This is a genomic window from Burkholderia sp. BCC1640 (assembly GCF_902833125.1).
Classification (GTDB): Bacteria; Pseudomonadota; Gammaproteobacteria; order Burkholderiales; family Burkholderiaceae; genus Burkholderia; species Burkholderia diffusa.
On sequence record NZ_CADFEF010000018.1, the window covers coordinates 68,396 to 94,268 of the forward strand.

The window sequence follows — 25,873 nt, forward strand, 5'->3', positions numbered from 1 at the left end:
GGGGCGCGATGCGCCCCGTTGCCCATCAGGCGTCAACCACGCGCCGCATCAGCGGTGCTTTCCGCCATGCCTGCGCCGCCGATGCGCCGCGCGCGCCTGCAGCAGCGTCGGCATCAGCTCCTCGATATACTGCCGCGCCTGTCCGCGCGTGACGATTTCGCTGAACCGCCGATGCGCGTGGTCGTGCCCGACCAGCGCCGCATGCGCCTTCTTCAGGATGTGCAGATACGCGATCAGGCTGGTGCCGTCACGCACGGGCAGCGCATCGCGCGGGTCCGTCGCCGAAGTCGTGTTCATGAGCCGATCCTCGTCGGGCAGTCGGTGCGGCAGGTCGTTGTAACAAGCGACAGCAGGTCGTTCGCGGCGCGATCGCGGTCGGTCAGCGGCGCAAGACCGAACAGGCGCCCGAGCGTCGCGACCACCGAGCTGTGATCGTACGGCGTGTGATCGACGTGCCCTGCCGCAACCCACGGCGACACGACGATCGCGGGCACCCGCACGCCATACACGTCGAAGCCGAAACCGCTCGCGTTCAGCGTCGCGGCCGCGCCGTCGTTCGGCGGCGCCGCCGCGTCCGGCCGGACCGAATCGTAGAAGCCGCCGTGCTCGTCATAGACGATCACGAGCAGGCTGTGCTCCCACACCGGCGAATTGCGGATCGCGTCGTACACGCGCGCGGCGAGCTGGTCGCCGCCGGCAAGACCGTCCATCGGATGTTGCGAGCTGCCGTTCTGGTAGGTGCCGTGCACGATGTCGCCGTAACCGGGCTCGATGAACGTGTAGCGCGCGGTATAGCCGGCCGCGAGATCGGCTTCGAAGTGGGCCAGATCGTCGACGTCGAAAAAGCTCACGCCCTTCAGCGAGGCCACCTGCGGCACGTGGCCGAGCGGATCGCCCGACTGGTCCTGGTAGATGCGCCAGTTGTCGTCGCCGAGTGCGGCGAAGATCGAGCCTTTCGGATAGGGAAAGCCGTCGAACGTATCCCATCCGGCCATTTCTTCGCGGGTCGGCGAATGGTCGAGGCCGGCGGACGACGCGCCGTGCAGGAAGAAGCGGTTCGGCCAGGTCGGCCCCGGCATCGACGCGTGCCAGCGGTCGCACAGCACGAACGCGTTCGCAAGCGCGTACAGCGACGGCGCCTGCGTGCGCACATCCACACCCTGCATGATCGCGCCAACGCTGCCCGGTTGCGGCGGCGTGCCTTCGGAATGCGACGTCGCGTAATTCGACACGAATCCCGAATTGTCGACGCTCGGATAAGGCCGCCCTTTGACGAACGGCACGCCCGCGCCGCACAACTGTTCGAGCACGTCGGTGAATTCGTGGCACGGATCGGTCGGCATCCGGTCCGGCGCGCCGCCGCCGAACGGATGGACGGTGCCGCCGTATGCGTTGCTGTCGCCCGGCGTCGCGGCCGTGATGCCGGCGATGCCCGAGAGCGCGAACAGATGGTCGAACGAGCGGTTCTCGAGCATCAGCACGAACACGTGCCGGATGCGGTCCTGGACCGACTGAACTGCGGGAACGGAAGGAGCTGCGGGGGTTGCGTCTGCACTCATGGCGCCTCCTGGCGTCGCGCGACGAATATCCGGCTGGCACGATCGCGGCGGCACGCAAAGAAACTGAAAGGAAAGGCGCTGCAACGTGCGCGGGCCGCGAATTGCCGACGAGTGTACGGCTACGCCGGCCCGCGCGTAAAGCCGGTTACGGCGCGCGGCAGGACGCGTGCATTCAGCCGACGACCAACGTGGGACGGAAAAGCGATGCGCGGCGAATCGGCGAGTGCGGGGAAAACGAGACGAATCGGGCGATTCGACCGGAGAGAATGCGGCCTCGGCCGCCGCGGCGCTGCCCCGCCGCCGGCGACCGTCGAACGGCGCGAACCGCGCCGTCCATCCGGTGTGCCCGGCCGCATGAACGGGCCGGACGGATTTCGATCGGTGCGGCGTTGCGCTGCCCGATCGCTACTGCTTCAGCGACGCGGTTGCCCGGTGCGCGGCGGACGCGGCGAATTCGCGTCCTTGTGGCGGAAGTTGATGCGCCCCTTCGTCAGGTCGTACACCGACAGTTCCAGCGTCACACGGTCGCCCGCGAGAATGCGGATGTGGTTCTTGCGCATGCGGCCCGACGCATACGCGCCGACCACGACGCCGTTTTCCAGCGTGACACGGTATTTGCTGTCCGGCAGCACTTCGTCGACGATTCCGTCCAGTTCCAGCAGTTCTTCTTTTGCCAAACCAATTCCTCCAGACAAGGTGATGACCGCGGCCGCGGCGAACTCACCGGCGCCGTGCCCCGCAACGGGACGGCGGCCGGCGGGATGCCGGGGATCAATTCGTTCAGACGGGCGACGCGCCCGTCTTGCAATCGGAGCCCGGCGCAATGCGGCGGTCGGGCGGTCGGTGGCGGCGATGCGATCGGCACCGCGCAAAGTCGGGACCGCGCCGCGTGCGGCATGGCGACGGTCTACTCGAGTTGAAGCATGGGCCGCTGGCGATGCGGCGAGCGCGTCGCGAGGGCGTTGGATCGCACGTCGTACGGACCTGCGATGGATGAGGGAAGCACACGACCGATGCATCGTGAATTCCGCGATGCATCGGTCGTGTGCGTCGAAACGCGCAGGACGCCGGCTCGGGCCGGCCTCCGCGCGAAATCCGACCGGCAGCGGCCGCCATTCGACGGCCGGTGCCGAGGCGGCTTACTGCGGCGTGATGTTCGACGCTTGCAGACCCTTCGGGCCACGCTTCACTTCGTAGCTGACCTTCTGGCCTTCGGCCAGGGTCTTGAAGCCCGTGCCGCGAATTTCCGAGAAATGGGCGAACAGATCGTCGCCGCCGTTGTCCGGGGAAATGAAACCAAAGCCCTTGGTTTCGTTGAACCACTTGACGGTACCGGTATCCACAAATACTTCCTTAATACGAATAATTGAACATGCGCCCCGTGACGGGCACAGAAAGAATCAAAAGAGGGAGAGACCAACGACTGCCGCACGCCGTGCGGCCAATGATGAGCAATCGAACTTCTTGAAGACTTCGGTCTCGGACACTACGCGGTGCCGGCCGATCCGTCAAGCTCTTTCGAAGCGTTGCAGGCGCGCGGCGGCGCGCGCGCCTTGCCTGGCGGGCGTCGGCGGCGATCGGGACACGAAACGATGCGCCCCCTATTTTCGCCGCGCTTCGCCGTTACTGCCCGTCACCGCGGTTCGAACACGTGATGCAGCGCCGGCGGCGCCGCACCGTCGCGGATCTTGATTTCGAACGTCTTGCGCGCGACGCTCGACGGCCGCACGTCGGCCGCGTCCAGGTAGAACTGCGAATACCAGTCGCGCATCTGGTACAGCGGCCCGTCGCCTTCGCACAGCAGCGGGTTGTCGATGCGCGTCTTGCTGTGCCAGATGTCGACGTCCTCGTAGAACGCGCGCTGCGCTTCCTTCACGTATGCGTTCGCGATCTCCATGTTCTGCGCGTCGCTCAGGCCGGCCACCTTCTTCACGATCACGCCGTAGCGCAGCTCGAAGCTGTTCATGTCGATCGGCACGTGGCAGTTCAGCAGCACCGAATGGATCGGCTGTCCGCCGCTCTGCCCCGTCATCTGCGTGATGTGCACGGCCGGCCCGAAATACGTCGACAACGCGGTCAGGCTGTCGCCGCCGAGCTTCTCGCTGCGGCCAACCATCAGCTGCGTCGCCTTGTGATCCTCGAACAGGTTCGCGAAATAGTCGATCGGCGCGTGGTGCACGGTCGCGAAGTGCGCGACGTCCGAGATGTTGTCGACCAGTTCGCGGCAGTTCGCCTGGATCACCATCTTGTCGACGACCCAGTCCGACCATTCGCCGGAGAAGCACACGTCGAGGCGCGGGATCGCGACTTCCGGCGGCGGCGCATTGCCTTCCGGATCGTTCCACACGAACAGCAGGTTGTTTTCCTCGCAGGTCGGCCACGCGCCGATGCGCGCCTTCGGCGGAATCCGCTTGCAGTACGGGATCGACGCGCACTGCCCGTCGCCGTTCCACGCCCAGCCGTGGAACGGGCAGACGAGATTGTCGCCTTCGACCGTGCCGAGGCTCAGGTCGGCGCCCATGTGCGGGCAATACGCGTCGACGACGTTGATCTTGCCGGTCGAATCAGCGAACGCGGCGAGCTTGCGGCCGAAGACGTTCAGCGTGTGCGGCTTGCCGTCCTTGTAGTCGCGGGCGAGCCCGAGGCAGTGCCAGCCGCGCGCATAGCGCTGCGCGAGCGGCTGGGCTTCGATCTTGTAAGGGCGTGCGGACATGTGGGTTGACTCCTCTTTGGGGGACGCGCGGCGGCCCGCCGCGCACCGGGGTAACGGGGGTTGCGTCGCTCAGCGCACCGGATTGCCGGGTTCGAGCGTGCGTGTCGGCTTGAGCGCGGGGGGCGGCGCGGCCTGCGGCGACGCCGGCTGCGGCTCGCGCGACACGCGGCGCTCCGCCCGCTCGACGCCGAGCCATGCGGCCAGCGCGGGCAGCAGGAACACCGCGCCGAACAGGTTCACGAGGAACATGAACGCGAGCAGCACGCCCATGTCGACCTGGAACTTCAGCGCGGAGAACGCCCAGGTGCCGACGCCGATGAACATCGTGACGGCCGTGAACAACGCCGCGGTGCCGCGCTGGCGCATCGCGTCGGCGAATGCGTCCGGCAGCGTCGCGCCGTGGCGGATGTCGTGCTGCAGGCGTTCGTACAGGTAGATCCCGTAGTCGACGCCGACCCCGACGCCGAGCGTGATCACCGGCAGCGTCGCGACCTTCAGCCCGATGCCGAGCCGCGCCATCACCGCGTTGCACAGGATCGACACCAGCGTGAGCGGCACGATGATGCACAGCACCGCGCGCCACGAGCGGAACGTGACCGCGCAGAGCAGCGCGATCGCGCCGAAGATCGACAGCAGCATCGCGATCTCCGCGTCGCCCACCGCCTCGTTGGTCGCGGCCATCACGCCGACGTTGCCGCCCGCGAGCCGGAACGCGACGTTCGGCGTCGGGTTCTCGGCCGCGAAGCGCTTGATCTCGTCGACGATGTGCGCGATGGTCGTGCCTTCGTGGTTCTGCGTGTAGATCAGCACCTGGATCGCCTTGCAGTTCGCGGTGTTCATCCCGTTGTCGGGATCGAACGCATTGGAGCCCTGCGTGAGCCCGTCGCTGGAGCGCGGCAGCGCGGCCCAGCGCGGGTTGCCTTCGTTGAACGCGGCGATGAACACCTTGCCCTGCGACGACACGCTCGTCACCGACTGCACGCCGGCCACGCCGCGCATGTTCATCTCGAACTTCTCGATCGCGCTCATCACCGGGTAATGCAGGCACGCATCGTCGAAACCGGTCGTCTCGACGATCACCGACAGCACGTCGACCCCGATGTTGTACTGATGCGTGATGGCCGCGTTGTCGATGTTGTAGCGCGAGTTCGCGCGCAGCTCCGGCGCACCGGTGCCGATGTCGCCGATCTCCAGCTTGCGCGACTCGAGCGTGCCGTATGCGAGCAGCGCGAGCGCGACCGCGAACACGCCGAGCGCCGGCGCCGGCCGCGCGAACACCGCGAAGCGCGACCACTTCCCGCTGCCGCCGGCCGCCGCCGTGCGCTGGGCACGCGCGAGCGTGCCGCGCTCGAGGCGCGTGTACGACAGCAGGATCGGCAGGAACACCTTGTTGGTGACGATCATCAGCAGCACGCCGAGGCACGCGGTGATGCCGAGCTCGCGCACGATGTCGATCCTGATCCGCATGATCACCATGAAGCCGAGCGCGTTGGTCAGCAGCGCGACCGTGCCCGGCACGAACAGCTTGCGGAACGCGTCGCGCGCGGCCTCGACCGACGACGCGCCGCGCACCAGCGCCTGCTTCCACGCATTGGTCATCTGCACCGCGTGCGACACGCCGATCGAGAAGATCAGGAACGGCACGAGGATCGACATCGGATCGATGCCGAGCCCGAGCAGCGGCAGCGCGCCAAGCAGCCAGACGACGGGCAGCAGCGCGACGACGAGCGCGAGCACGGTGGTCTTCAGCGAGCGCGTATAGCCGAACAGCAGCGCGGCCGTCACGAGGAACGCCAGCGCGAAGAACGCCATCACGCCGGCGATTCCGGCCTCGACGTCGCCGACCAGCTTCGCGAAGCCGATGATGTTGACGTCGATGCCCTGCCTTGCGTAGCGCGCGCGGATTTCCTCGAGCTGGCGCGCGACCGCGCTGTAGTCGAGCCGCTTGCCGGTGGCCGGATCGGTCTCGCGCAGTTCCGCGCGGATCAGCGCCGACTTCAGGTCGTTGCCGACCAGCCGGCCGATCTGCCCGGAGCGCGCGACGTTGCGGCGCACCTTCGCGAGATCGTCCGGGTTCGCGCTCGAGAACTGGCCGGGCACGACCACGTCGCCGCGAAAGCCGGCCTCGGTCACTTCGGTGTAGTGGACGTTCGGCGTGAACAGCGAGAACACGCGCGAGCGGTTCACACCCGGGATGAAGAACACGTCGTCGGTCGCGTGGCGCAGCGCGTCCATGAACGTCTGGTTGTAGATGTCGCCGTCGCCCTTCCAGCGCAGGCTGACGAGGATCGTGTTCGCGCCGGGGAACGCGCCCGCGTAGCGCTCGAACACCTGCATGTACGGGTGCTGCATCGGGATCATCTTGTTGAAGCCCGGATCGAGCTTCAGGCGCGTCGCCGACAGGCCGAGCGCGAGCGTCGCCGCGATGCACAGCAGCATCAGCAGCCGGCGCTGCCGGATGATCGTGTCGGCGCAGCGCTCGACGAACGCGGCGAGGCGCGATGCGGGAACGGCTTCGGTGGGGCGTGACAGGTCGTTCATGGATTTCTCGGGTCGGAACGGACGGGACGGACGATGCGGGCGGTACGGGTCGGCGCAGCGACCCGAACGGATGCGGGCGGCGGCAAGCGCCGCCGCCGCGCATCAGGACGGCGACGCGGCGAGCGGCGCGACGCCGGCCTCGCCGCCGAGCAGCAGCGCGCCGCGGCCCATGTCGAGCACCGCCGCGAGGCTCTGCACGCCGCCGAGCTTGCGCACGTCGAAGGTCAGGCCGCCGTCGCGCGACGCGACGATCGCGCCGCCCTGGCCGACCAGCACGAGCTCGCCGTCGGCAAGCTGGGTCGCGCCGAAGTACGACACCGGCACGTGGCTGTCGACGTGCGTCCAGGTCGTGCCGCGATCGGCGCTGCGCAGCACGTTGCCGCGCATGCCGTACGCGATCCAGTCGCCGTTCGCGAGCATCAGCGCGCCGAACAGCGAGCCTGCGTACGGCGACGGGCGCTTGTCCCAGGTCACGCCGTTATCGGTCGAGCGCAGCAGCGTGCCGCTCTCGCCTGCGATCAGCAAATTGCCGTGGCCGTCGCCGACGATCGCGTTCAGGTGGCGGTCGCCCGCCGGCGTCTTCAGCGGCTGCCACGTGATCCCGGCGTCGTCCGAGCGCAGCAGCTGGCCGAAACTGCCGGCCGCGAACAGCGCGCCGTTCGCGCTGCCCCAGACGGACAGCAGCGGATCGGAATGCGCGTTGTCGCTGTGGACCTCGCGCCAGTGCACGCCCGCATCGTCGCTGCGCACGATCCGGCCGTCGTGGCCGACCGCGATGCCGAGCGTCGGCGTGACGAAGCTCACCTGCGTGAGCGTCGAGCCCTGGTCGGGCGTGACCGACGCCGGCCGCCAGCGGCGGCCCGCATCGTCGCTCAGCAGAATCACGCCGCGCTCGCCGACCGCGACGATGCGCGTGCCGGCGCGGGCGAGCCCATTGATCTGCAGGCGGTCCGCATGGATCGCGGTGACCGGGAACGCCGGCAGCGGGCGCGGCGAGAACGCGAACAGCGCGGCGCCGAGCACGAGCGCCGACATCGCGAGTCCTGGCAAGGTACGTTTCATCGGTTGTCTCCTGTCCTGGCAAGCGGCCCGGGCCGCGCCGACGCGCTCGCCCTGCCGCTGCAAGTCTCCGGGCCGTCGGTCGTCGCCGCGGCCTCGCATGGTTCCGAATGGATGGCGGCCGAACCGGACTGTCGGTCCGGCCGCCGGTGCGGCTGCGTCGAACGCGGTTACATGCCGTTACGCGCCGACTTCGAACAGCGCGGCGGCACCCATCCCGCCGCCGATGCACATCGTCACGACCGCATGCCGTACGCCGCGGCGCGCGCCTTCGAGCAGCGCATGCATCGTCATCCGCGTGCCCGACATCCCGAACGGGTGGCCCAGCGCGATCGCGCCGCCGTCGACGTTCAGCCGCTCGTCGGGGATGCCGAGCGTGTCGCGGCAATACAGCGCCTGGCACGCGAACGCCTCGTTCAGCTCCCACAGCCCGATGTCGCGCACGGTCATCCCGAAGCGCGCCAGCAGCTTCGGAATCGCGAACACCGGGCCGATGCCCATCTCGTCCGGCTCGCAGCCGGCCACGGCCAGCCCGCGGAACGTGCCGAGCGGCGCGAGCCCGCGACGCGCGGCCTCGGCGCGCGACATCACGACCACCGCCGCCGCGCCGTCCGACAACTGCGATGCGTTGCCGGCCGTCACGAACTCGCCCTGCTCGACGACCTTGCCGCCGCTCCACGACGGCTTGAGCCCCGCGAGCCGCTCGGCCGTCGTATCGGCGCGCACGCCTTCGTCGCGCGCCGCGTGCACGGCCTCGTGACCGGTCGGGTTGCCTTCCTTGTCGAACAGCGCGCGCGTCACGTCGAGCGGCGCGATTTCCGCGTCGAAGCGGCCGGCCGCCTGCGCGTCGGCCGTGCGCTGGTGGCTCTGCAACGCGAATTCGTCCTGCGCCGCCCGCGAGATCCCGTAGCGGCGCGACACGATCTCGGCGGTTTCCATCATTGCCATGTACGCGGCCGGCTGGTGGTCGAGCACGGCCTGCGAACGCGCGCGGTAGACGTTCTTGTGCTTGTTCTGCGTGAGCGAGATCGATTCGACGCCGCCCGCGACGACGATCCGCGCGTCGCCCGCGCCGATGCTGCGCGCGGCGCTCGCGATCGACATCAGGCCCGACGAACACATGCGGTCGATCGACATGCCGGGCACCGACGCCGGCAGCCCCGCCGCCGCGGCCGACAGGCGACCGATGTTGTAGCCCTGCGTGCCCTGCTGCGCGGCACAGCCGATCAGCACGTCGTCGACGTCGGCCGGCGCGACGCCCGCGCGTTCGAGCGCGGTGCGCACGACGTGGCCGCCCAGCGCGGGCGCCTCGGTGTCGTTGAACATGCCGCGAAACGCCTTGCCGATCGGCGTGCGTGCGACGGAAACGATGACTGCGTCTTCCATGAGCTGGCTCTCTGAATCTAGAAGTAGTAACGGCTGATCGTGTCGGCCACGCAGCCGGGTTTCGCGTCGCCTTCGATCTCGACGGTCACGCGAATCCATGCCTGCACGCCGCCGTCGAGCGGCTCGACGCGCAGCAGCTCGCCGACGCCGCGCACGCGTGCACCGACCTTCACCGGCGCCGGGAAGCGGATCCTGTCGCAGCCGTAGTTGACGCCGAGCCGCGCGCCGTCGATGCGCACGATCTGCGGCAGGAAATGGTTGACGAGCGACAGCGTCAGGTAGCCGTGCGCGATGCACGCGCCGAACGGGCCGTCCTTCGCGCGTACCGGGTCGACGTGCACCCACTGGTGGTCGCCCGTCGCGTCGGCGAAGCCGTCGATGCGGATCTGGTCGATCGCGAGCCACGCGCTCGCGCCGAGCGTGTCGCCGACGGCCGCCGCGAGCTCAGCGGGATGCGCGAACACGCGGGGCGTCGCGCGCACGGGGTCGAGGGTCGTCTCCATCATGCGTGCTGGCTGCTGACCGACAGCACTTCGCCAGTCATGTACGACGCGTAATCGCTTGCAAGAAACACCATCACGTTCGCGACCTCCCAGACTTCGGCGGCGCGCCCGAAGGCTTCGCGCGACGCCAGTTGATTCAGCAAGTCGGCCGGGGCCGACTTCTTCAGAAAATCGTGCATCGCGATGCTCGGCGCGACCGCGTTGATGCGCACGCCGTAAGGCGACGCCTCGAGCGCCGCGCAGCGCGTGAGCGCCATCACGCCCGCCTTCGCCGCCGCGTAATGCGCCTGTTCCGCCTGCGCACGCCAGCCGAGCACCGATGCGTTGTTGACGATCGCGCCGCGGCCGCGGGCCTGCATGTGCGGCAGCATCGCGCGCGTCATCCGGAACGTCCCGGTGAGGCTAATGTCGATCACCCGCGACCATTCGGCATCGTCCATTTCGACGATGCGTTTGGCGCCGCCGAGCCCGGCGTTGTTGATCAGCACGTCGACGCCGTCGAGCCTGTCCTGCGCATCGGCCACGAGCGCCTGCACGTCGTCCTCGACCGCGACGTTGCACAGGCGGCCGTAAATCTGCTGCAGCCCCGTTTCGGCGCGCAGCGTCTCCACTGCCTGTTCGAGGCGCTTCTCGTGGATGTCGGAGATGAACAGCGCGCGGCAGCCTTCCTCCGCGCAGCGGCGCGCGGCCGCGAAGCCGATGCCGGCGCCGGCGGCGGCCGTGATCAGCACCGATTTGCCGGCGAGCAGCTGGTGGCCCGGCACGTAGGTCGGCGCTTTCTGGATCTGGGGTTCGGTCATGCTGTGCCTCGTGGTTCCCTGGGCATGCCGAGCCCGCGCTCGGCCATGATGTTGAGCTGGATTTCGTTGGTGCCGGCGTAGATCGTGTCCGCGCGGGAGAACAGGAATACGCGCTGCAGATGGGTGAGCTTTTCGTCGGCTGGATCGATCACGTTCGCGCGGGGCCCGTGCGCGTCCATCGCGAGCTGGCCGAGGTCGCGGTGCCAGTTCGACCAGAAATACTTGTAGATCAGTGCCTCGCGGCGCAGCGGCGCGGTGGCGCCGTTCGCGTCGTCCGCGCCCGACAGCATCCGCAGCGCGTTGTAACGCATCACGCGCAGCCCGGCCCACGCGCGGCCGATCCGCTGGCGCAGCACCGGGTCGCGATCGGCGCCCGATTCGCGCGCGGCGTCGATCACCCATTCGAGCTCGCGGACGAACTGCATCTGCTGGCCGAGCGTCGACATCCCGCGCTCGAAGCCGAGCAGCGTCATCGCGATGCGCCAGCCGTCGCCCGGCGCGCCGACCAGGTCGCGTGCTGCCGCGCGCGCGCCGTCGAAGAACACTTCGTTGAATTCGGCGCCGCCGTTGAGCTGCCTGATCGGGCGAATTTCGATGCCCGGCTGGTCGAGCGGCAGCAGCAGGAACGACAGCCCCTTGTTGCCCTTCGACGCCGGATCGGTGCGCGCGAGCACGAAGATCCAGTCGGAATCGTGCGCGAGCGACGTCCACACCTTCTGGCCGAACACGCGCCACGTGCCGTCGGCGTCCTGCTCGGCACGCGTGCGCACGTTCGCGAGATCGGAGCCCGCGCCCGGCTCCGAGTAGCCCTGGCACCAGAACTGCGTGCCGGCGAGAATCCCGGGCAGGAAGCGCGCGCGCTGGTCGTCGGTGCCGCACGCGACGAGCGTCGGCCCGAGCAGCCCTTCCCCGATATGGCCCATTCGGCCCGGGCCGCCGGCACGCGCATATTCCTCGTGGAAAATCACCTGCTCGGCGACCGTGAAGCCGCGGCCGCCCGCGTCGGTCGGCCAGCCGAGGCCGGTCCAGCCGCCGTGCGCCAGTTCCCGTTCCCACGCCTTGCGCAGTTCCGGAAACGCTTCCTCGTCGCCGGGGCCACCGCGGTATTTCAGGCACGCGAATTCGCCGGTCAGATGCGACTGCACCCAGTCGGCGACTTCGTGCCGCAATTGCTGTTCGCGCGTTTCGCTGTTCATTGGAGTGCTCCGGTGCGCGCGGCGGACGGACGCGTGGCGATCGACGCCTGCGGCGATGCGAGGACTGCGTCGCACGGCGACGTGTCGCCGTCGATCGCATGGCGTGCGATCCATTCGAGCAGTTGCGGCGTGCTGCCGAACTGCGTGCCCGACGCCTGTGCGCGCTTGAAGTAGAGATGCGGGTCGTATTCCCACGTGAAGCCAACGCCGCCGTGCAGCTGGATCGCTTCCTGCGCGCAGAATGCATACGCGTCGTTCGCGGCGGCTTTCGCGGCCGCGACGTCGGCGCGCAACGCCGCGCCCGGCACCGCCCCGCCCGCTTCTGCATCCCATGCGTGCGCCGCGCCGAGCACCGCCGAGCGCGCGGATTCGATCAGCACCATCATCTGCGCGCAACGATGCTTGACGGCCTGGAACGACGCGATCGCGCGGCCGAACTGCACACGCTGGCCCGTATAGTCGAGCGTCAGGTCGAGGCATTGCTGTGCGCCGCCGAGCTGTTCGGCGGCCAGCGCGAGCGCCGCGAACCATGCGGCACGTTCGAGCACCTGCGCGGCAACGGTGCCGCCGGCGAACAGCGCGTCGCGGCTCACGCGGATGTCGTCGAGGACGATGCGCGCGATCGGCCGCGTCGCGTCGAGCGTGTCGAGCGGCGCGATGCTCAGGCCGGGCGCCGTCGCGACGTCGATCGCGAACAGGCCGATCGACTGCCCCTCGTTCGCGATCCGCGCGGGGATGAGCAGCAGATCGGCGCGCGCGCCGTCGATCACCTGTTCGATCGTGCCGGACAACGCATAGCCGCCCGCTGCTTCTTCCGCGACGACCGGCAACTGCCATGAACCTGCGGGCAGCTCGAACGGCAAGGCCAGCGTCGCGCTGCACGCACCTTCGGCGATCTTCGCGAGCCAGCCGGCCGCGAGCGGCGCATCGGAGCAACTCGCCAGCGCGGTCGCGGCCAGGCACGCGGTCGAGAAATACGGCACGCACGCGACGCGCCGGCCGAGCTGCTCCATCAACAACGTCTGCTCGACCGCGCCGAGCCCCATCCCGCCTGCCGCCTCCGGCAGCGACAGCGCGTTCCAGCCGAGCTCGCCCGCGAGCGCGGCCCACAGCGTGTCGTCGCGGCCGGCCGATTGCTCGAGCGCGCGTCGCACGTCGGCGGACGCGCTGCGTTCGGCGAGCACGTCGGCCGCCGCGTCGCGGATCATCGCCTGTTCGTCGGTGAGCGCCAGATCCATGCGTCAGCTCCCGTACACGCGCTGCGCGGGACGTGCGTCGGCGATCAGCCGCGCGACCGCCGGGCCGACCTCGGCCGGCGCCCAGCGCGCGCCGCGGTCGACGCTCGGGCCGGTGCGCCAGCCTTCGGCGACCGCGATCATCCCGCCCGCGACCTCGAACACCTGGCCCGTCACGTCGGCCGACAGCGCGCTGCCGAGCCACACAACGAGCGGCGCGACGTTGGCCGGATCGAAATAGTCGAAGCCGCCGTCCTCGGGCTTCTTCATCATGTCGGCGAATACGCCTTCGGTCATCGACGTGCGCGCGGCCGGCGCGAGCGCGTTCACGCGCACGCCGTAGCGCTGCAGCTCGGCCGCCTGCATCAGCGTGAGCGCCGCGATGCCGGCCTTCGCCGCGCCATAGTTCGACTGGCCGATCGACCCTTGCAGCCCGGCGCCGGAACTCGTGTTGACGATCCGCGCGTCGACCGCGTGGCCGGCCTTCGCGGCGTCGCGCCACACGCGCGCCAGCACGCTCGACAGGCAGAAGTGGCCGCGCAGATGCACGCGCATCACGTCGTCCCAGTCGGTTTCGGTCATGCTGGTGAACATCTTGTCGCGGCAGATGCCGGCGTTGTTGACCAGCACGTGCACGTCGCCGAACGCTTCGCGCGCGGCATCGACGATCCGCTGCGCGGTGTCGATCCGCGTGATGTCGTCGGCATTCGCGAGCGCGCGGCCGCCGCGTCGTGCGATCTCGTCGCACACGGCCTGCGCGGCCTCGTGACGGATGTCGTTGACGACGACCGCCGCGCCTTCGGCCGCGAACGCGAGCGCGTATTCGCGTCCGAGGCCGCCGCCCGCGCCGGTGATGATGGCGGTGCGTCCGTTACAGATTCCCATGCTTGTGCCTCCTGGATCGAGAGATCGTGAAAGTGCCGCGCTCACAGGCGCTCGATGATCGTGACGTTCGCGAGACCGCCGCCTTCGCACATCGTCTGCAATCCGTAACGACCGCCGGTGCGTTCCAGTTCGTGCAGCAGCGTCGTCATCAGCCGCGCGCCGGTCGCGCCGAGCGGGTGGCCGAGCGCGATGCCGCCGCCGTTCGGGTTGGTCTTCTCGTGCGGGAAGCGCGTGTCGGCAAGCCACGCCTGCGCGACCGACGCGAACGCCTCGTTCATCTCGACGACGTCGATCCGCGACCAGTCGAGCCCGCTCTTCTTCAACGCGGCCTGGGTCGCCGGGATCGGCGCGGTGAGCATCCACAGTGGATCGTCGCCGAGCACGCTCAGGTGATGGATGCGTGCGCGCGGCGTGAGCCCGTAGCGCTTCAGCGCATCCTCCGAGACGATCAGCAACGCGGCGGCCGCATCGCAGGTCTGGCTCGCGACGGCGGCCGTCAGCGAGCCGCCCGGCATCAGCGGTTCGAGCGTCGCCATCTTTTCGAGCGATGTGTCGGGGCGCGGCGTCTCGTCGTGCAGCACGCCTTCGAGCGGCACGATTTCCCGCTTGAAATGGCCGGCCTCGATCGCCGCCACGGCGCGGCGGTGGCTTTCCAGCGCGTAGCGCTCCATCGCATCGCGCGACAGGTTCCAGTGATCGGCGATCCGCTGCGCGGCGACGAACTGCGACACCGGCGCGTCGCCGAAGCGCGCGCGCCAGCCGGCGCTGCCCGAGAACGGGTCGTCGAAGCCGAGCGGCGCCGCGCTCGTCATCGCGGACGAGATCGGGATCTGCGTCATCGTCTGCACGCCGCCCGCGACCACCACGTCCTGCACGCCGCTCATCACGGCCTGCGCGGCGAAGTGAACGGCCTGCTGCGACGAGCCGCACTGGCGATCGACCGTCACGCCCGGCACCTGGAGCGGCAGCCCGGCCGCGAGCCAGCAGGTGCGCGCGATGTTGCCGGCGAGCGGGCCGATCGTATCGACGCAGCCGAATACCACGTCGTCGTATTCGTCGGCCGGGATCGCGTTGCGCTCGACGAGCGTCTTCAGCACGAAGCCGCCGAGGTCCGCCGCATGCACGTGCGCGAGCCCGCCCTTGCGGCGGCCGGTCGGCGTGCGCAGCGCGTCGACGATATAGGCTTGTTTCATCAGTGGGTTTCCTCGAAGTCGAAGGTCTGCGCGGGGCCGATCGGCAATGCGTCGCCGAGGATCGCGTCGGCCACGCGGGCCTTGTGGAATGCGTTGTCGCCCCAGCTGCCGGAGAGCGCCCAGATCCGCTTCATGAAGATCTGCAGGTCGAGCTCCCACGTGTAGCCGATCGCGCCGTGCACCTGCATCGTGTGGCGCGCGGCCAGTTGCGCGGCGGCGGTCGCCGCGAGCTTTGCGTGCGACACCAGCACCGCGCGCTGCGGGTGATCGTCGGCGATCGCCCGGGCCGCGCGCGCCACCACCGGCCGTGCGAACTCGTAGCGGATCGCGACGTCGGCGAGCAGATGCTTGAGCGCCTGGTATGAGCCGATCGCCTTGCCGAACTGCTTGCGCTGCGCGCTGTAGTCGATCGCAACGTCGAGCACGCGCTGCGTGAGCCCGAGCAGTTGCGCCGCGACCGCGAACGCGCCGTGGTCGAGCGCGCGATCGAGCAGCGGCGCGGCTTCGTCGGCGCTCGCGATGCGCGTGGCCGCCGACGGCTCCCAGTCGAGCGTGAACAGGCGCCGCGACGGGTCGACGCTGTCGACCGCGCGCCACGCGCACTGAGCGGGATCCACGCGGTGCAGCTCGCCGCGGTGCTCGCACAGCAGCGCTTGCGCGACGTGCACGTCGGCCGCATACGGGTTCACCGGATGCACGAGCGCGACACGCGCGCGCCCTTCGGCGATGTCGCGCAGCAGCGCGTCGCGCCAGTCGCTGGCCGGCAGCCGCGCGAGCACGCCGGCCGATACGAGCGCCGTGTCGAGCAACGGCTCGGGGCTGCCGAAGTAGCCGTAGGTCTGCGCGAGCAGCGCCCATTCCACTTCGGTCAGGCCGAGACCGCCGTGCGCCTCGGGCACCGACACGGCGGTCAGCCCCTGCGACGCGAACAACGACCACAGCGCGTCGGAGCGGCCCGTCGGCGTGGCCCACAGCTCGCGGATCAGCTCCGGGGTCATCTCGGTCATCAGCAGGCGCTTCACGCTGTCCGCGAGCGCTTCCTGGTCTTCATCGAATACGAAATCCATACGATGTCCGTTCAGTGAGGTTGGCGCCGGCGCGCTTACGCGCGCGGCATGCCGAGCATCCGTTCGGCGACGATGTTGCGCTGGATCTCGTTGGTGCCCGCGTAGATCGGGCCGGCCTGCGCGAACAGGAAGCCGTCGAGCCAGTGACCGAGCGTCGCGTGCTGCGCGGCCGTCTGCGGGACGACTTCGCCGTGCGCGCCGAGAATGTCGAGCGCGGTCTGGTGCATCCGCAGGTCGAGTTCCGACCAGAACACCTTGTTGGTGCTCGACTCCGCGCCGATATGGCCGCCCTTCAGCAGCCGGCTCGCGGTCGCGTAGGTCGACAGCGCGTACGCCTGCGCATCCATCCATGCGGCGACCACGCGTTCGCGCAGCGTCGGATCGCGATCCGCGCTGTCGCGGTGCGCGAGATACAGGTCGCGCAGCGCCTGCGCGGTGCGCTGGAAACGGGCGGGCGAACGCAGCATCAACCCGCGCTCGAAGCCGGCCGTCGCCATCGCGACCTGCCAGCCCGCGCCTTCGGCCGCGAGGCGGTTCTCGACCGGCACGCGCACGTCGTCGAAGAAGATTTCCGCGAAGCCCGTCTGCCCGTTCAGCTGGCGAATCGGGCGCACGGTGATGCCCGGCGTCGACAGCGGCACCATCAGGAACGTGAGCCCGTGGTGACGCGACGATTCGGGATCGCTGCGGAACAGCCCGAACAGCCAGTCGGCCCACACCGCGCGGGTCGACCAGATCTTCTGGCCGTTGAGCACGTATTCGTCGCCGATGCGGATCGCCGTCGTGCGGATCGCGGCCATGTCCGAGCCCGCGTTCGGCTCCGACCAGCCCTGCGCCCACACGTGCTCGCCCGCCGCCATCGCCGGCAGGAAGCGCGCCTTCTGCTCCGCCGTGCCGAAATCCATCAGCGTCGGGCCGAGCAGGAAGATGCCGTTCTGGTTCACGCGCATCGGTGCGTCGGCGCGCCAGTACTCTTCCTCGAAGATCAGCCACTCGATCAGGTCGCAACCTCGCCCGCCCAGCTCGCGCGGCCACGTGACCATGCTCCAGCGGCCCGAATGCAGCGTGCGCTCCCATTCGCGGTGCGCGGTGAAGCCTTCCTCGGTGTCGAAACTCGGCAGCCGCTCGCGCGGCACGTGCGCGGCGAGCCATTCGCGGATTTCCGCGCGGAACGCCTGCTGTTGCGGCGTATAGGTCAGGTTCATGCGCGTGCCTCCTCGACGCTGGTCCGTGCGTCGAAATGCGCGTCGCGCTTCTCGACGAACGCGGCACGCGCCTCCGTCGAGTCGTTGGTCATGTACGCCTGCAGCGTGAAGCCCTGCTCCCAGCGGTACTTGTCCTCGAGATCGCCGTCCTCGACGCCGTTCAGCGCCTCCTTCGCGAGCCGCACCATCGCCGGGCTCTTTTCCGCGATCTTGCGGGCGATCGCGAGCGCCGCGTCGCGCAGCGCATCGCGCGCGACGACCTGCTCGACCGCACCGAGCCGGTATGCCTCGGCCGCGTCGATCATCTCGCCCGTGAAGTACATCGCGCGCACCTTCTGCACGCCGAACAGTCGTTGAAGATGTGCGCCGCCGCCCATCGCGCCACGGTCGATCTCCGGCACGCCGAAGCGCGCGCAGTCGGCCGCGACGACGATATCCGCCGCGCCGCAGATGCCGATCCCGCCGCCGAGCACGAAGCCGTGCACGGCCGCGATCACCGGCTTCGGGTTGCGGTGCACCGCGCGGAACGTCTCGTAGTTGCCGGCGTTGACCGACACGATCCGTTCCGGATGCGCGGCCAGCTCCTTGATGTCGACACCCGCGCAGAAGCCGCGGCCTTCGCCGCGCACGACGATCACGCGCACGTCGTCGTCCTCGCCGAGCGCGTCGAGCGCCCGCGCGAGCGCGTGCCAGCCCTGCGCGTCGAGCGCGTTCACGGGCGGATGGGCGATCACCAGTTCGGCGATGCCGTCGGCGCGCTCGATCCGGAACGGCATCGCGCCGCCCGGTTGTTTGGATGTAGTCATCTCCACTGCCTCCCTGTGATGTCTTTCAAGCCGCGTGCGCCGCCGCCACGCCTCGCAACGCGGCCAGCGCGTCGAGCCGGTCGCCGGCCTCCGCGACGATCCGCGCGATCAGCGCGTCGCACGATTCGATCGCGCCGATCATCGCGGCCGCCTGGCCGCTGGGCAGCACGCCCTCGTCCGGCCGCCCCTCGACGATCGCGCGCTGAATCAGGAACGGCGCGTTCGCGGCCATCAGCGTCTGGCTCGCCGTGTAGTCGTGCGAGCGCAGCGCCTTGATCGCGAGGCCCAGCATGTCGGTCGTGCGCAACCCGTTCTGACGGCGCCACGCTTCGGCCGTCTTCAGCGCGAACAGCGTTCGGCGCAGCGGGCCGAAGCGTTCGAGCTTCAGCAGATACGGGTTGTCGATCATGCGTTGCGGCAGCCCGTCGAGCGCGTCCGACACGCGGATCCGCGCCGGATCGCCCACCGCGACGTAGCGGTCGAGCGTCGCGCGCGGCACCGGCGATTCGGCGCTCATCAGGAAGCGCGTACCCATCGCGATGCCGGCCGCGCCGTACGCGAGCGCGGCAGCCAGCCCGCGCCCGTCGAAGAACCCGCCGGCCGCGACGACCGGCACCCGCACCGCGTCGAGCACCTTCGGCAACAGGAGCGTGGTCGGCACCGAGCCCGTATGGCCGCCGCCTTCCGCGCCCTGCACCGTCACGATGTCCGCGCCGAGCTCGACCGCCTTCGCCGCGTGCTTCGGCGCGCCGACGGTCGGCATGCAGACGATGCCGGCGTCCTTGAAGCGGCGGATCGTCTTCGCATCCGGCCCGCGCCCGTAGCTGACCGCGCGCAGCCGATGCTCGATCGCGAGATCGACCACCTGCGCGGCGTTCTTCTGAAACATGTGGAAGTTGATGCCGAACGGCTTGTCGGTCAGCGCCTTCACCTTCAGGATCTCGGCCTCGACCTGCTCCGGTTCGAGCGTCGCGCCGGCCAGGAAGCCGAAGCCGCCGGCGTTGGCGGTGGCCGCGACGAGCCGCGCGTCGGCCACCCAGCCCATCGCGGTCTGCACGATCGGGTAGCGGCAGCCGAGCAGGTCGCACAGCGGGGTATGCAGCGTCGTGCTCATGCGGCGGCTCCGTTGACGGCGGCCGCTGCCGCATCGGTCCGCCCTTCGCCTTCCGCCTGCTCCGGCCTGCGCTGCGAGCTGGCCATCTTGCGTGCGTCGTAGCCGCCGAGGCGGTCGCCGCTGACGAGCTCGTTGTGCGCATGCGCGAAGTGATGCCATGCGAAGGCCGCGTCCATCGCCGCGCGCTTGCCCTGCAGTTCCTCGACGTGGTTCAGTGCCTGCTTGGTCAGCGCGAGGCCGAGCCGCGGCATCGTCGCGATCTTCGCGGCGATCGCGTAGGTTGCGTCGCGCAGCCGCTCGCGCGGCACGACGCGGTTGACCATGCCCATCTGATACGCGCGCTCGGCCGGCATCCGCTCGCCGAGGAACAGGAACTCCTTCGCGATGCGCGGGTTCAGCTCGTACGCGTGCGCGAAATACTCGACGCCCGGAATGCCCATCCGCACGACCGGATCCGCGAAGAACGCGTCCTCCGACGCGACGATCAGGTCGCATACCCATGCGAGCATCAGCCCACCCGCGATGCATGCGCCGTGCACCATCGCGATGGTCGGCTTCGGCAGGTCGCGCCAGCGCCGGCACATCCCGAGGTACACCTCCTGTTCGCGCGCATAGAGGAATTCGCCGCCCTCCTTGTCGACGTGGTCGTACCACAGCGACGCACGATCGAACGACTCGTGAATGTCGCGGCCTGGCGTGCCGATGTCGTGGCCCGCCGAGAAATGCTTGCCGGCGCCCGCGAGCACGATCGCCTTCACCGCGTCGTCGTGCGATGCGCGCCGGAACGCCGCGTCGAGCGCATACGTCATCTTCGAGTTCTGCGCGTTGTGATACTCGGGACGGTTCATCGTGATCGTCGCGATGCCGTCCTCGACCGCGTAGTCGACGACACCGTCGCCGAACGTCATCTGGGTCGCTTCCATGTCGGACCTCATCCGCGGCGCGGCGCCGGATTGTTGCGCACGATCGTCGCGCGCAGGTTGTGAGGGTCGAGCGCACGCACGATGCGCAGGTCTTCCGCGCTCGGCGCGGCCGTCGTGCCGAGTTCCGGTGCGGCAACCAGCGGGAAGCCGGTCGCATCCTGCACCTCGTCGAAGCTCACGCCCGGATGCAGCGAACGCACGCGAATCGCGTGATCGGGGCCGCCGAAATCCATCACGCACAGGTCGGTGACGATGCTGCGCAGGTCGACGAAGGTCTTCATGCCGGGCAGCCGGCGCGCCGGGTTGTAGCCGACCGTGCAGACCATGTCGACCTCGCCTTCGACGAACGTGCGCTTGCCGTGGCCGCTGACGAAGAACGAGTTCGCGTGATTCGTCGAGTTGCCGGGGAAGCCGCGCGCGCCGAGCAGTTGCGTTTTCGGACGCGCGTAGTCGTCGCCGAGCCACGAGATGTTCGCCTGGCCGAAACGGTCGATCTGCGTCGGCATCACCAGCGCGTGACGGCGGCCGTGCCACAGGCAGTCGAACACGCGTTCGTAGGTCATCCAGCCGCTCGCCTTCACGCGATAGCCGTCGGGACGGGGGCCGAGCGGGACCGGCTCCTCGACGAGATACGCCTCGCCGTCGGTCAACATCAGCCCGTTGTTGTAGGCGAGCCGCGCGAGGGCGGCCGCGAGCCGCGGGCCCGTGCCGATGCCGGTCGCCAGCACTTCGCCGTCGTCGCGCCAGAGTCGCGCGGACGCGACGATCATCAGTTCCGCGAGGGAATGGTCGAGAGATTCGCTCACAGGCGCTCCTTTACAGAATCGGCAACGGCAGCGTCGTCACATGCGGCAAGCCGCCGACGCCTTCGAGATACTGGCGTTCGTCCTGGCCGACCACGTCGCGCAGGTACGCCGCCGTCTTCGCGTCGTCTTCCGCGCTCGCGCAGTACGCGCGCAGGTGCGGCAGGTCCCAGCCGTAGGCCGGCCCGCACGACGTCGGGTGCGCGCCGCCCGGCGCATGCACGACGCCGGTGACGAGCGAGCGCTCGAACGGGTTGCGTTTCGCGGCGTCGAGGTCTTCGGTCGCGAGCGACGCGTCGACCGTTTCCGCCGACACGTAGCAGCGCCGCGCGGCGCGCGCCATCCATGCGTCGAAGAACGGATCGGGGCCGTCGATGCGCGTGTTGCCCATCCGGTCGGCCGCGTTCACGTGCAGCAGCGCGACGTCGAGTTCGAGCGCCGGCATCGCGAGCAGCGTCTCGCCGTCGTCGTACGGCGACCTGACCGTGCGCAGCTCCGGCGCGTGATCGAGCAGCGCGGTGCCGAGCCCGGCGCGGGTCGGCAGGAACGGCAGGCGCGCGGCGGCCGCGCGCAGGCCGAGCTGCAGCATCCCTTCGTCGAGTTCGAGCACGTCGACGCGGCCCTGTTCGCGGGCGCGGCGGAAATGCGGTTCGAGCGGGATCACGTCCAGCGACACGAAGCCGAACACCACCTTGCGCACCTTGCCCGCCGCGCACAGCAGGCCGACGTCGGCGCCGCCGTAGGCGACGACCGTCAGGTCCTTCAGGTTCGAGCGCGCGATCTCGCGCACCAGCGCCATCGGCTTGCGCCGCGGCCCCCATCCGCCGATGCCGATCGTCATGCCGTCGGCGAATTGCGCGACCACGTCGCGCGCGGACATCGTCTTGTCGAGAGGTTTCATCGTCATCGTGCTGGCTTACCGGTATCCGATGCTGAAATCGTGGCCCCACTGGCTCACCTTGGTGGCCTCGAACACCGCATGCTTCGACCAGTCGACCGTGAGGCCGCCGAAGCCGTATTCGAGATCGAAGCCGCCGGGGGTCTTCATGTAGAACGAGATCATCTGGTCGTTGCAGTGCCGGCCGAGCGTCGCCGACATCTTCACGTCGTGCGCGGCGACCCGATCGAGCGCGCGGCCGACTTCGTCCATCGAGTCGACTTCGGCCATCACGTGCACGCAACCCGACGGCACGGCCATCTCGAACAGCGCGAGGCTGTGATGGCGCGCGTTGCGGCAGTGCATGAAGTGAATGCGCTTCTCGGGTTCGGCGGGGTCCGGCGTGAACTTCACGCGGTAGATGTCGGACAGTTCGAAGCCGAGCACGCCGCGCACGAATGCGTCGGTCGCGTCGAACTGCGGCGCGGGCAGCACCGCGTGGCCGAGCCCCATGTCGCCGGTGACGAAGCGCGCGACGCCGAGCGGCGACACGAAGCGGCGGAAGTCGCAGCGCGCGCCCCAGTACAGCTCGTGACGATTGCCGGACGGGTCGGTGCACCACGCCATGGCCTGCACGCGGCGCAGCGCGGCTTCGTCACGCGTGGCGCGCACGGCTTCGACGCCCGCCCGTTGCAATGCCGCGAGCGCGGCGTCGAACGCGGCGCCGTCGGGCAGTTCCCAGCCCGACGCGAAATAGCGGTCGGTCGCGCCGGGGACGATCACGTAGCGGAAATCGCGCTCGTCCATCTTCAGGTACAGCGCGCCGTCGGGTGCGTCGAGCGCCTGCATGCCCAGCACGTCTTCCGCGTAGCGGCGCCACGCATCGACGCAGGTCGCCTCGACGACGACGTAGCCGAGCGCACGGACATCGATCATGTCGGCCTCCTCCAGGTTCAGATTCCGTTGTTCGTGAAAGGATTCTGGCCGGTCGGGGATGGCGTCACATCGTCTGTTGGGACGAGAGCCGGCGGGGAGCGGGAGCGCTGCGCGGCGGGTACGCGCAGCGAAACGATGCCGCGTTGCTGCGGCGCCGCAAACGACGTCGGTAACGCGTGGCCGCAACGACGCGCGGGCATCGGCGACCACGCCGACAACATGCGTGCGGCTCAGCCGGAATAACCGGTCCGACGGATTATCTTTCTTACGGTCGAAACGTCAGGAATGCCTGAAAAAATCGGCCGGAATGCTTATTTCTTCTGCGTAGAAATCAATCATTTACTCACTCGCGGGGAATCGTCGTCGATAACCCGGCGTCATGGCGTCTGCCCTGTCTGGACAAGCGCCGCGGCCTTCCGCCGGTTTTCTGGAAACGCGTCGCGAAGCGCCGAGACAAACTTCGACACGCGCATCATGGACTTCGATCCTTGTAACGGGTATGTTACGCAGGCGGCGTTTAATGTCTTTCATAAATATCAATAACGGCCTACGAGGATGACAAATTGAAAACCACAAAAAACCCGCTTTCGCTGTCCGACCTGTACGAGGCGTCGGCGGCGATGAACCGGCGCGACTTCATTCGCCTCGGCGCGTATGCAGCCGTATCGATGCTGGCCGCATGCGGCGGCGGCGGATCCGACGCACCGCCGCCGGACCCGCACCCTGACGGCGTCTCGCTGACGCTCGCCGTGCAGCAGCCCGCCTCCGGCACCGCCGCGCTCGATGCCCACTTCGCGAGCCTCAGCTTCGAGAAAGCCGACATCAACAACAACTACTTCCGCGCCGACAACACGAACCTGATCGGGCTGCTCAACGCGCTCGGCGGCGGCGTGCTGCGCATCGGCGGGAACAGCGTCGACCGCATGACGTGGGCGCCCAACGGGCCGGGCCAGATCCGCGGGCAGGTGTCGCGTGTCGACGTGGCGCGATTCGCCGCGTGCCTCAAGCAATGTCCCGCATGGAAAGTGATCTACGGGATCAATTTCGCCGGCGCGCGCGGCTCGGTGGCATCGCCGGCGCAAGCGGCCGACGAAGCGCTGTATGTGTCGCAGCAGCTCGGCGGGCAGTTGCTCGCGTTCGAGATCGGCAACGAACCCGATCAATACGGCGACAGCAGGACGCCGAACCTGGCCGGGATCACCTACGGCATCTTCCTGAACGGCGGCACGGTCGCCCAAGGCGCGATCGCGGGATGGAACCAGTTCGCGCAGGCGATCGCGGGCGCCGTCAGCGGCGCCGTGTTCAGCGGGCCGGCCGCCGCCAGCGACACGCCGGGCTGGGCGGAGTCGTTCGCGGCGAGCCAGGGCAGGAACATCGCACTGCTGACCGAGCACTACTACATCAGCAACTACAACCAAAACGCGCCCTCGATCGCCGGCATGCTCGCCTACCCCGATGCGAATCTCGTGACGGCCCTGCAAAACATGCGGTCCGCCGCGCAGAAGGCCGGCGTGCCGTTCCGGATGGACGAGACCAATTCGTATTTCAACAGCACGAAGCCGGCCGGTGTCAGCAACGTGTTCGCGAGCGCGCTGTGGGCGATCGATTTCATCTTCACGCATGCGCAGTACGGCGCGAGCGGCCTGAATTTCCACAACAACGGATCGGTCGCGAGCTATACCGCGATCGCCGATTCGCAAGGCGAAGTCACGGCCGTGCAGCCGCTCTATTACGCGCTGCTGTTCTTTTCGCAAATCTTCGCGGGCGGCGGCGCCGGTGAATTCCTGAATACGACGCTCAGCGCGAGCACGGCGGCCGTGAGCGCATTCGCGGTCGCGACCAGTCAGGGCGCGACCTACGTCATCATCAACAACAAGGATACGGTCAGCACCGCAAACGTTACCGTCACGCTCGGTTCGCAGGCGTCGCGCGCGACAGTGATGACGCTCGCTTCGTCAGGTGACGCAACGGGCGCCCAGCTCGCCAATCCGGGCATTTACAACGGCGGGACACCGATCACGTTCGGCGGGCAGGCGGTCGCGCTGAATGGCGCATGGAACGGCACGCCGCAGCAGACGCTTGCCGTAGCGAATCGGCAGGTGACCGTGAAGGTGGCACCGGTGAGCGCCGCGCTGATTCGCATCCAGTAGCACGTCCGGCTCAGAACCGGTACGAGATCCCGATCTGCAGCACCGGATACCAGCGATACCGCGACATCGTCCGGTTCAGTTCGTCGAGGCCGCTGGATGCCAGGACCTGGCTCTTCTGCGGTCCGGCCGCGGCGGCGAGTTCCGGCGACAGCGTGTACGAGCAGCGCGGGATTCCGTATGCGACGCCGATGTCGGCGACGAAGCCGAGCCCTTTCGACGCCGGCCGATGCCCGTAACCGATCCCGACATACGGCATCACCGTCGGATAGCGCGCCTCCGCGACCGCGTACATCCCGGGCAGCGCCGGGTATCGCTTGCCGGCGAACACGTAGGTGCCGTTGGTCGGCACCGACACGCCGCGGATTTCGTCGTCGTTGAAGCGCAGTCCGATCGTCGCGCGAAAGCCGCTGCCGCGCCACGGAAAGATGTCCGCATACAGGCCGCCTTGCCGCAGCTTGATGTCGTCCTGATAGCGATTGCCGGCCACGGTGAAGTCATGCGTCAGATTGATCGCATTGAAATCCGCGTGTGCGCCCAGCACCGAGTTGAAGCTCACGGCCGCGCCGATGCCGACGCCTTGCGTGCCGCCCTGCAGGTAGATTTCCTGCGCGTGCGCGCCAGCCGCGAACACCATCGCCAGCGCTGCCCATTGGTTCACTGTCGTTTTCACGGGCGTCTCCCCGACATGTGCCGGGCGCGCCGACCCACCGCGTGCAGCGCATGCCGCCACGCGCAGCGGGTCCCCCGGCACGACATCTTGCAAGCAAGCTTGCTGTTTGACGGATCGCACGTGCGGTGTCCGTTCGTGTCGCCGATACGACGCATCGCGCGTCCGACACGACCGGCCGCCATCCCGCGGCGCGATCCGATCCCCGATATTTCGATGTCGTTGCGTGCCGCTCCCGCGATTCGTGGTTGCCAT

Annotated in this window: 25 protein-coding genes; 2 read left to right on the forward strand and 23 right to left on the reverse strand. The window is 68.9% G+C overall.

The annotated features are described in order from the left end of the window. Positions 1 to 48: 48 nt before the first annotated feature. The 22 genes from HWX25_RS20230 to HWX25_RS20335 all read right to left on the reverse strand — a co-directional run bounded on the left by HWX25_RS20230 (position 49) and on the right by HWX25_RS20335 (position 22,801). Entirely contained in the window at positions 49 to 297 is a 249-nt protein-coding gene (locus HWX25_RS20230; protein WP_059691331.1) for a hypothetical protein, read from the reverse strand. Beyond that, positions 294 to 1,559, reverse strand: a complete 1,266-nt coding sequence (locus HWX25_RS20235; protein WP_175909997.1) for an alkaline phosphatase family protein — start codon at positions 1,557 to 1,559, stop codon at positions 294 to 296. The genes HWX25_RS20230 and HWX25_RS20235 overlap by 4 nt, the downstream gene beginning before the upstream one ends. A 413-nt stretch (positions 1,560 to 1,972) precedes the next feature. Beyond that, positions 1,973 to 2,236 carry a translation initiation factor IF-1 gene (infA, locus tag HWX25_RS20240; RefSeq protein ID WP_011355053.1) on the reverse strand — a complete coding sequence of 88 codons (264 nt, stop codon included), beginning with the start codon at positions 2,234 to 2,236 and terminating at the stop codon, positions 1,973 to 1,975. 462 nt (positions 2,237 to 2,698) lie between these two features. Further along, positions 2,699 to 2,902 carry a cold-shock protein gene (locus HWX25_RS20245; protein WP_006751843.1) on the reverse strand — a complete coding sequence of 68 codons (204 nt, stop codon included), beginning with the start codon at positions 2,900 to 2,902 and terminating at the stop codon, positions 2,699 to 2,701. A gap of 290 nt (positions 2,903 to 3,192) precedes the next feature. Further along, positions 3,193 to 4,272, reverse strand: a complete 1,080-nt coding sequence (locus HWX25_RS20250) for a Rieske 2Fe-2S domain-containing protein (protein ID WP_059819170.1) — start codon at positions 4,270 to 4,272, stop codon at positions 3,193 to 3,195. Positions 4,273 to 4,341: 69 nt separating this feature from the next. Further along, positions 4,342 to 6,813, reverse strand: a complete 2,472-nt coding sequence (locus HWX25_RS20255) for an MMPL family transporter (protein WP_175909999.1) — start codon at positions 6,811 to 6,813, stop codon at positions 4,342 to 4,344. 102 nt (positions 6,814 to 6,915) lie between these two features. Next, positions 6,916 to 7,875, reverse strand: a complete 960-nt coding sequence (locus HWX25_RS20260) for a sialidase (RefSeq protein WP_175910001.1) — start codon at positions 7,873 to 7,875, stop codon at positions 6,916 to 6,918. Positions 7,876 to 8,052: 177 nt separating this feature from the next. After that, on the reverse strand, positions 8,053 to 9,258 hold the full coding sequence (locus HWX25_RS20265; protein ID WP_175910003.1) for an acetyl-CoA C-acyltransferase: 1,206 nt from the start codon (positions 9,256 to 9,258) through the stop codon (positions 8,053 to 8,055). 17 nt (positions 9,259 to 9,275) lie between these two features. Continuing rightward, positions 9,276 to 9,761 carry a MaoC family dehydratase gene (locus tag HWX25_RS20270; RefSeq protein ID WP_059537737.1) on the reverse strand — a complete coding sequence of 162 codons (486 nt, stop codon included), beginning with the start codon at positions 9,759 to 9,761 and terminating at the stop codon, positions 9,276 to 9,278. Further along, complete coding sequence (locus HWX25_RS20275; protein WP_175910005.1) at positions 9,761 to 10,561, reverse strand: SDR family oxidoreductase; 801 nt, start codon at positions 10,559 to 10,561, stop codon at positions 9,761 to 9,763. Before HWX25_RS20275 ends, HWX25_RS20270 begins: the two co-directional genes overlap by 1 nt. Next, positions 10,558 to 11,757: an acyl-CoA dehydrogenase family protein gene (locus HWX25_RS20280; protein WP_175910007.1), complete on the reverse strand. Its 1,200-nt coding sequence runs from the start codon at positions 11,755 to 11,757 to the stop codon at positions 10,558 to 10,560. Before HWX25_RS20280 ends, HWX25_RS20275 begins: the two co-directional genes overlap by 4 nt. After that, a complete protein-coding gene (locus HWX25_RS20285) occupies positions 11,754 to 12,995 on the reverse strand; it encodes an acyl-CoA dehydrogenase family protein (RefSeq protein ID WP_175910009.1) in 1,242 nt (413 codons plus the stop codon). Before HWX25_RS20285 ends, HWX25_RS20280 begins: the two co-directional genes overlap by 4 nt. A 3-nt stretch (positions 12,996 to 12,998) precedes the next feature. After that, entirely contained in the window at positions 12,999 to 13,877 is an 879-nt protein-coding gene (locus tag HWX25_RS20290; protein ID WP_059537721.1) for an SDR family oxidoreductase, read from the reverse strand. Positions 13,878 to 13,918: 41 nt separating this feature from the next. Next, positions 13,919 to 15,070: an acetyl-CoA C-acetyltransferase gene (locus HWX25_RS20295; protein WP_175910011.1), complete on the reverse strand. Its 1,152-nt coding sequence runs from the start codon at positions 15,068 to 15,070 to the stop codon at positions 13,919 to 13,921. Further along, positions 15,070 to 16,137 (reverse strand): acyl-CoA dehydrogenase family protein, encoded by a 1,068-nt coding sequence (locus HWX25_RS20300; RefSeq protein WP_175910013.1) that lies wholly within the window; start codon positions 16,135 to 16,137, stop codon positions 15,070 to 15,072. The genes HWX25_RS20295 and HWX25_RS20300 overlap by 1 nt, the downstream gene beginning before the upstream one ends. Positions 16,138 to 16,172: 35 nt before the next feature. After that, positions 16,173 to 17,342, reverse strand: coding sequence for an acyl-CoA dehydrogenase family protein (locus HWX25_RS20305; protein ID WP_175910015.1), 1,170 nt, complete (start codon positions 17,340 to 17,342; stop codon positions 16,173 to 16,175). Continuing rightward, positions 17,339 to 18,148 carry an enoyl-CoA hydratase family protein gene (locus tag HWX25_RS20310; RefSeq protein WP_059537705.1) on the reverse strand — a complete coding sequence of 270 codons (810 nt, stop codon included), beginning with the start codon at positions 18,146 to 18,148 and terminating at the stop codon, positions 17,339 to 17,341. The genes HWX25_RS20305 and HWX25_RS20310 overlap by 4 nt, the downstream gene beginning before the upstream one ends. 25 nt (positions 18,149 to 18,173) lie before the next feature. Next, entirely contained in the window at positions 18,174 to 19,262 is a 1,089-nt protein-coding gene (locus HWX25_RS20315) for a nitronate monooxygenase (RefSeq protein ID WP_175910017.1), read from the reverse strand. Continuing rightward, positions 19,259 to 20,185 carry an enoyl-CoA hydratase gene (locus HWX25_RS20320; protein ID WP_059691345.1) on the reverse strand — a complete coding sequence of 309 codons (927 nt, stop codon included), beginning with the start codon at positions 20,183 to 20,185 and terminating at the stop codon, positions 19,259 to 19,261. The genes HWX25_RS20315 and HWX25_RS20320 overlap by 4 nt, the downstream gene beginning before the upstream one ends. Positions 20,186 to 20,193: 8 nt before the next feature. Beyond that, positions 20,194 to 20,991 carry a ketoacid CoA transferase gene (locus HWX25_RS20325; protein WP_175910019.1) on the reverse strand — a complete coding sequence of 266 codons (798 nt, stop codon included), beginning with the start codon at positions 20,989 to 20,991 and terminating at the stop codon, positions 20,194 to 20,196. Between the two features lie 10 nt (positions 20,992 to 21,001). Next, complete coding sequence (locus HWX25_RS20330) at positions 21,002 to 21,895, reverse strand: CoA transferase subunit A (protein ID WP_175910021.1); 894 nt, start codon at positions 21,893 to 21,895, stop codon at positions 21,002 to 21,004. A gap of 9 nt (positions 21,896 to 21,904) precedes the next feature. Further along, positions 21,905 to 22,801, reverse strand: coding sequence for a VOC family protein (locus HWX25_RS20335; RefSeq protein WP_175910023.1), 897 nt, complete (start codon positions 22,799 to 22,801; stop codon positions 21,905 to 21,907). 285 nt (positions 22,802 to 23,086) lie between these two features. Between HWX25_RS20335 and HWX25_RS20340 the strand changes: the two genes are divergently transcribed. Continuing rightward, positions 23,087 to 23,344 (forward strand): hypothetical protein, encoded by a 258-nt coding sequence (locus HWX25_RS20340; RefSeq protein ID WP_175910025.1) that lies wholly within the window; start codon positions 23,087 to 23,089, stop codon positions 23,342 to 23,344. 20 nt (positions 23,345 to 23,364) lie between these two features. After that, positions 23,365 to 24,951, forward strand: coding sequence for a hypothetical protein (locus HWX25_RS20345; protein ID WP_175910027.1), 1,587 nt, complete (start codon positions 23,365 to 23,367; stop codon positions 24,949 to 24,951). A 10-nt stretch (positions 24,952 to 24,961) separates the two neighbouring features. On the opposite strand, the gene HWX25_RS20350 is transcribed toward HWX25_RS20345, so the two are convergent. Then, positions 24,962 to 25,702, reverse strand: coding sequence for a hypothetical protein (locus tag HWX25_RS20350; protein ID WP_347879257.1), 741 nt, complete (start codon positions 25,700 to 25,702; stop codon positions 24,962 to 24,964). Between the last annotated feature and the right edge of the window lie 171 nt (positions 25,703 to 25,873).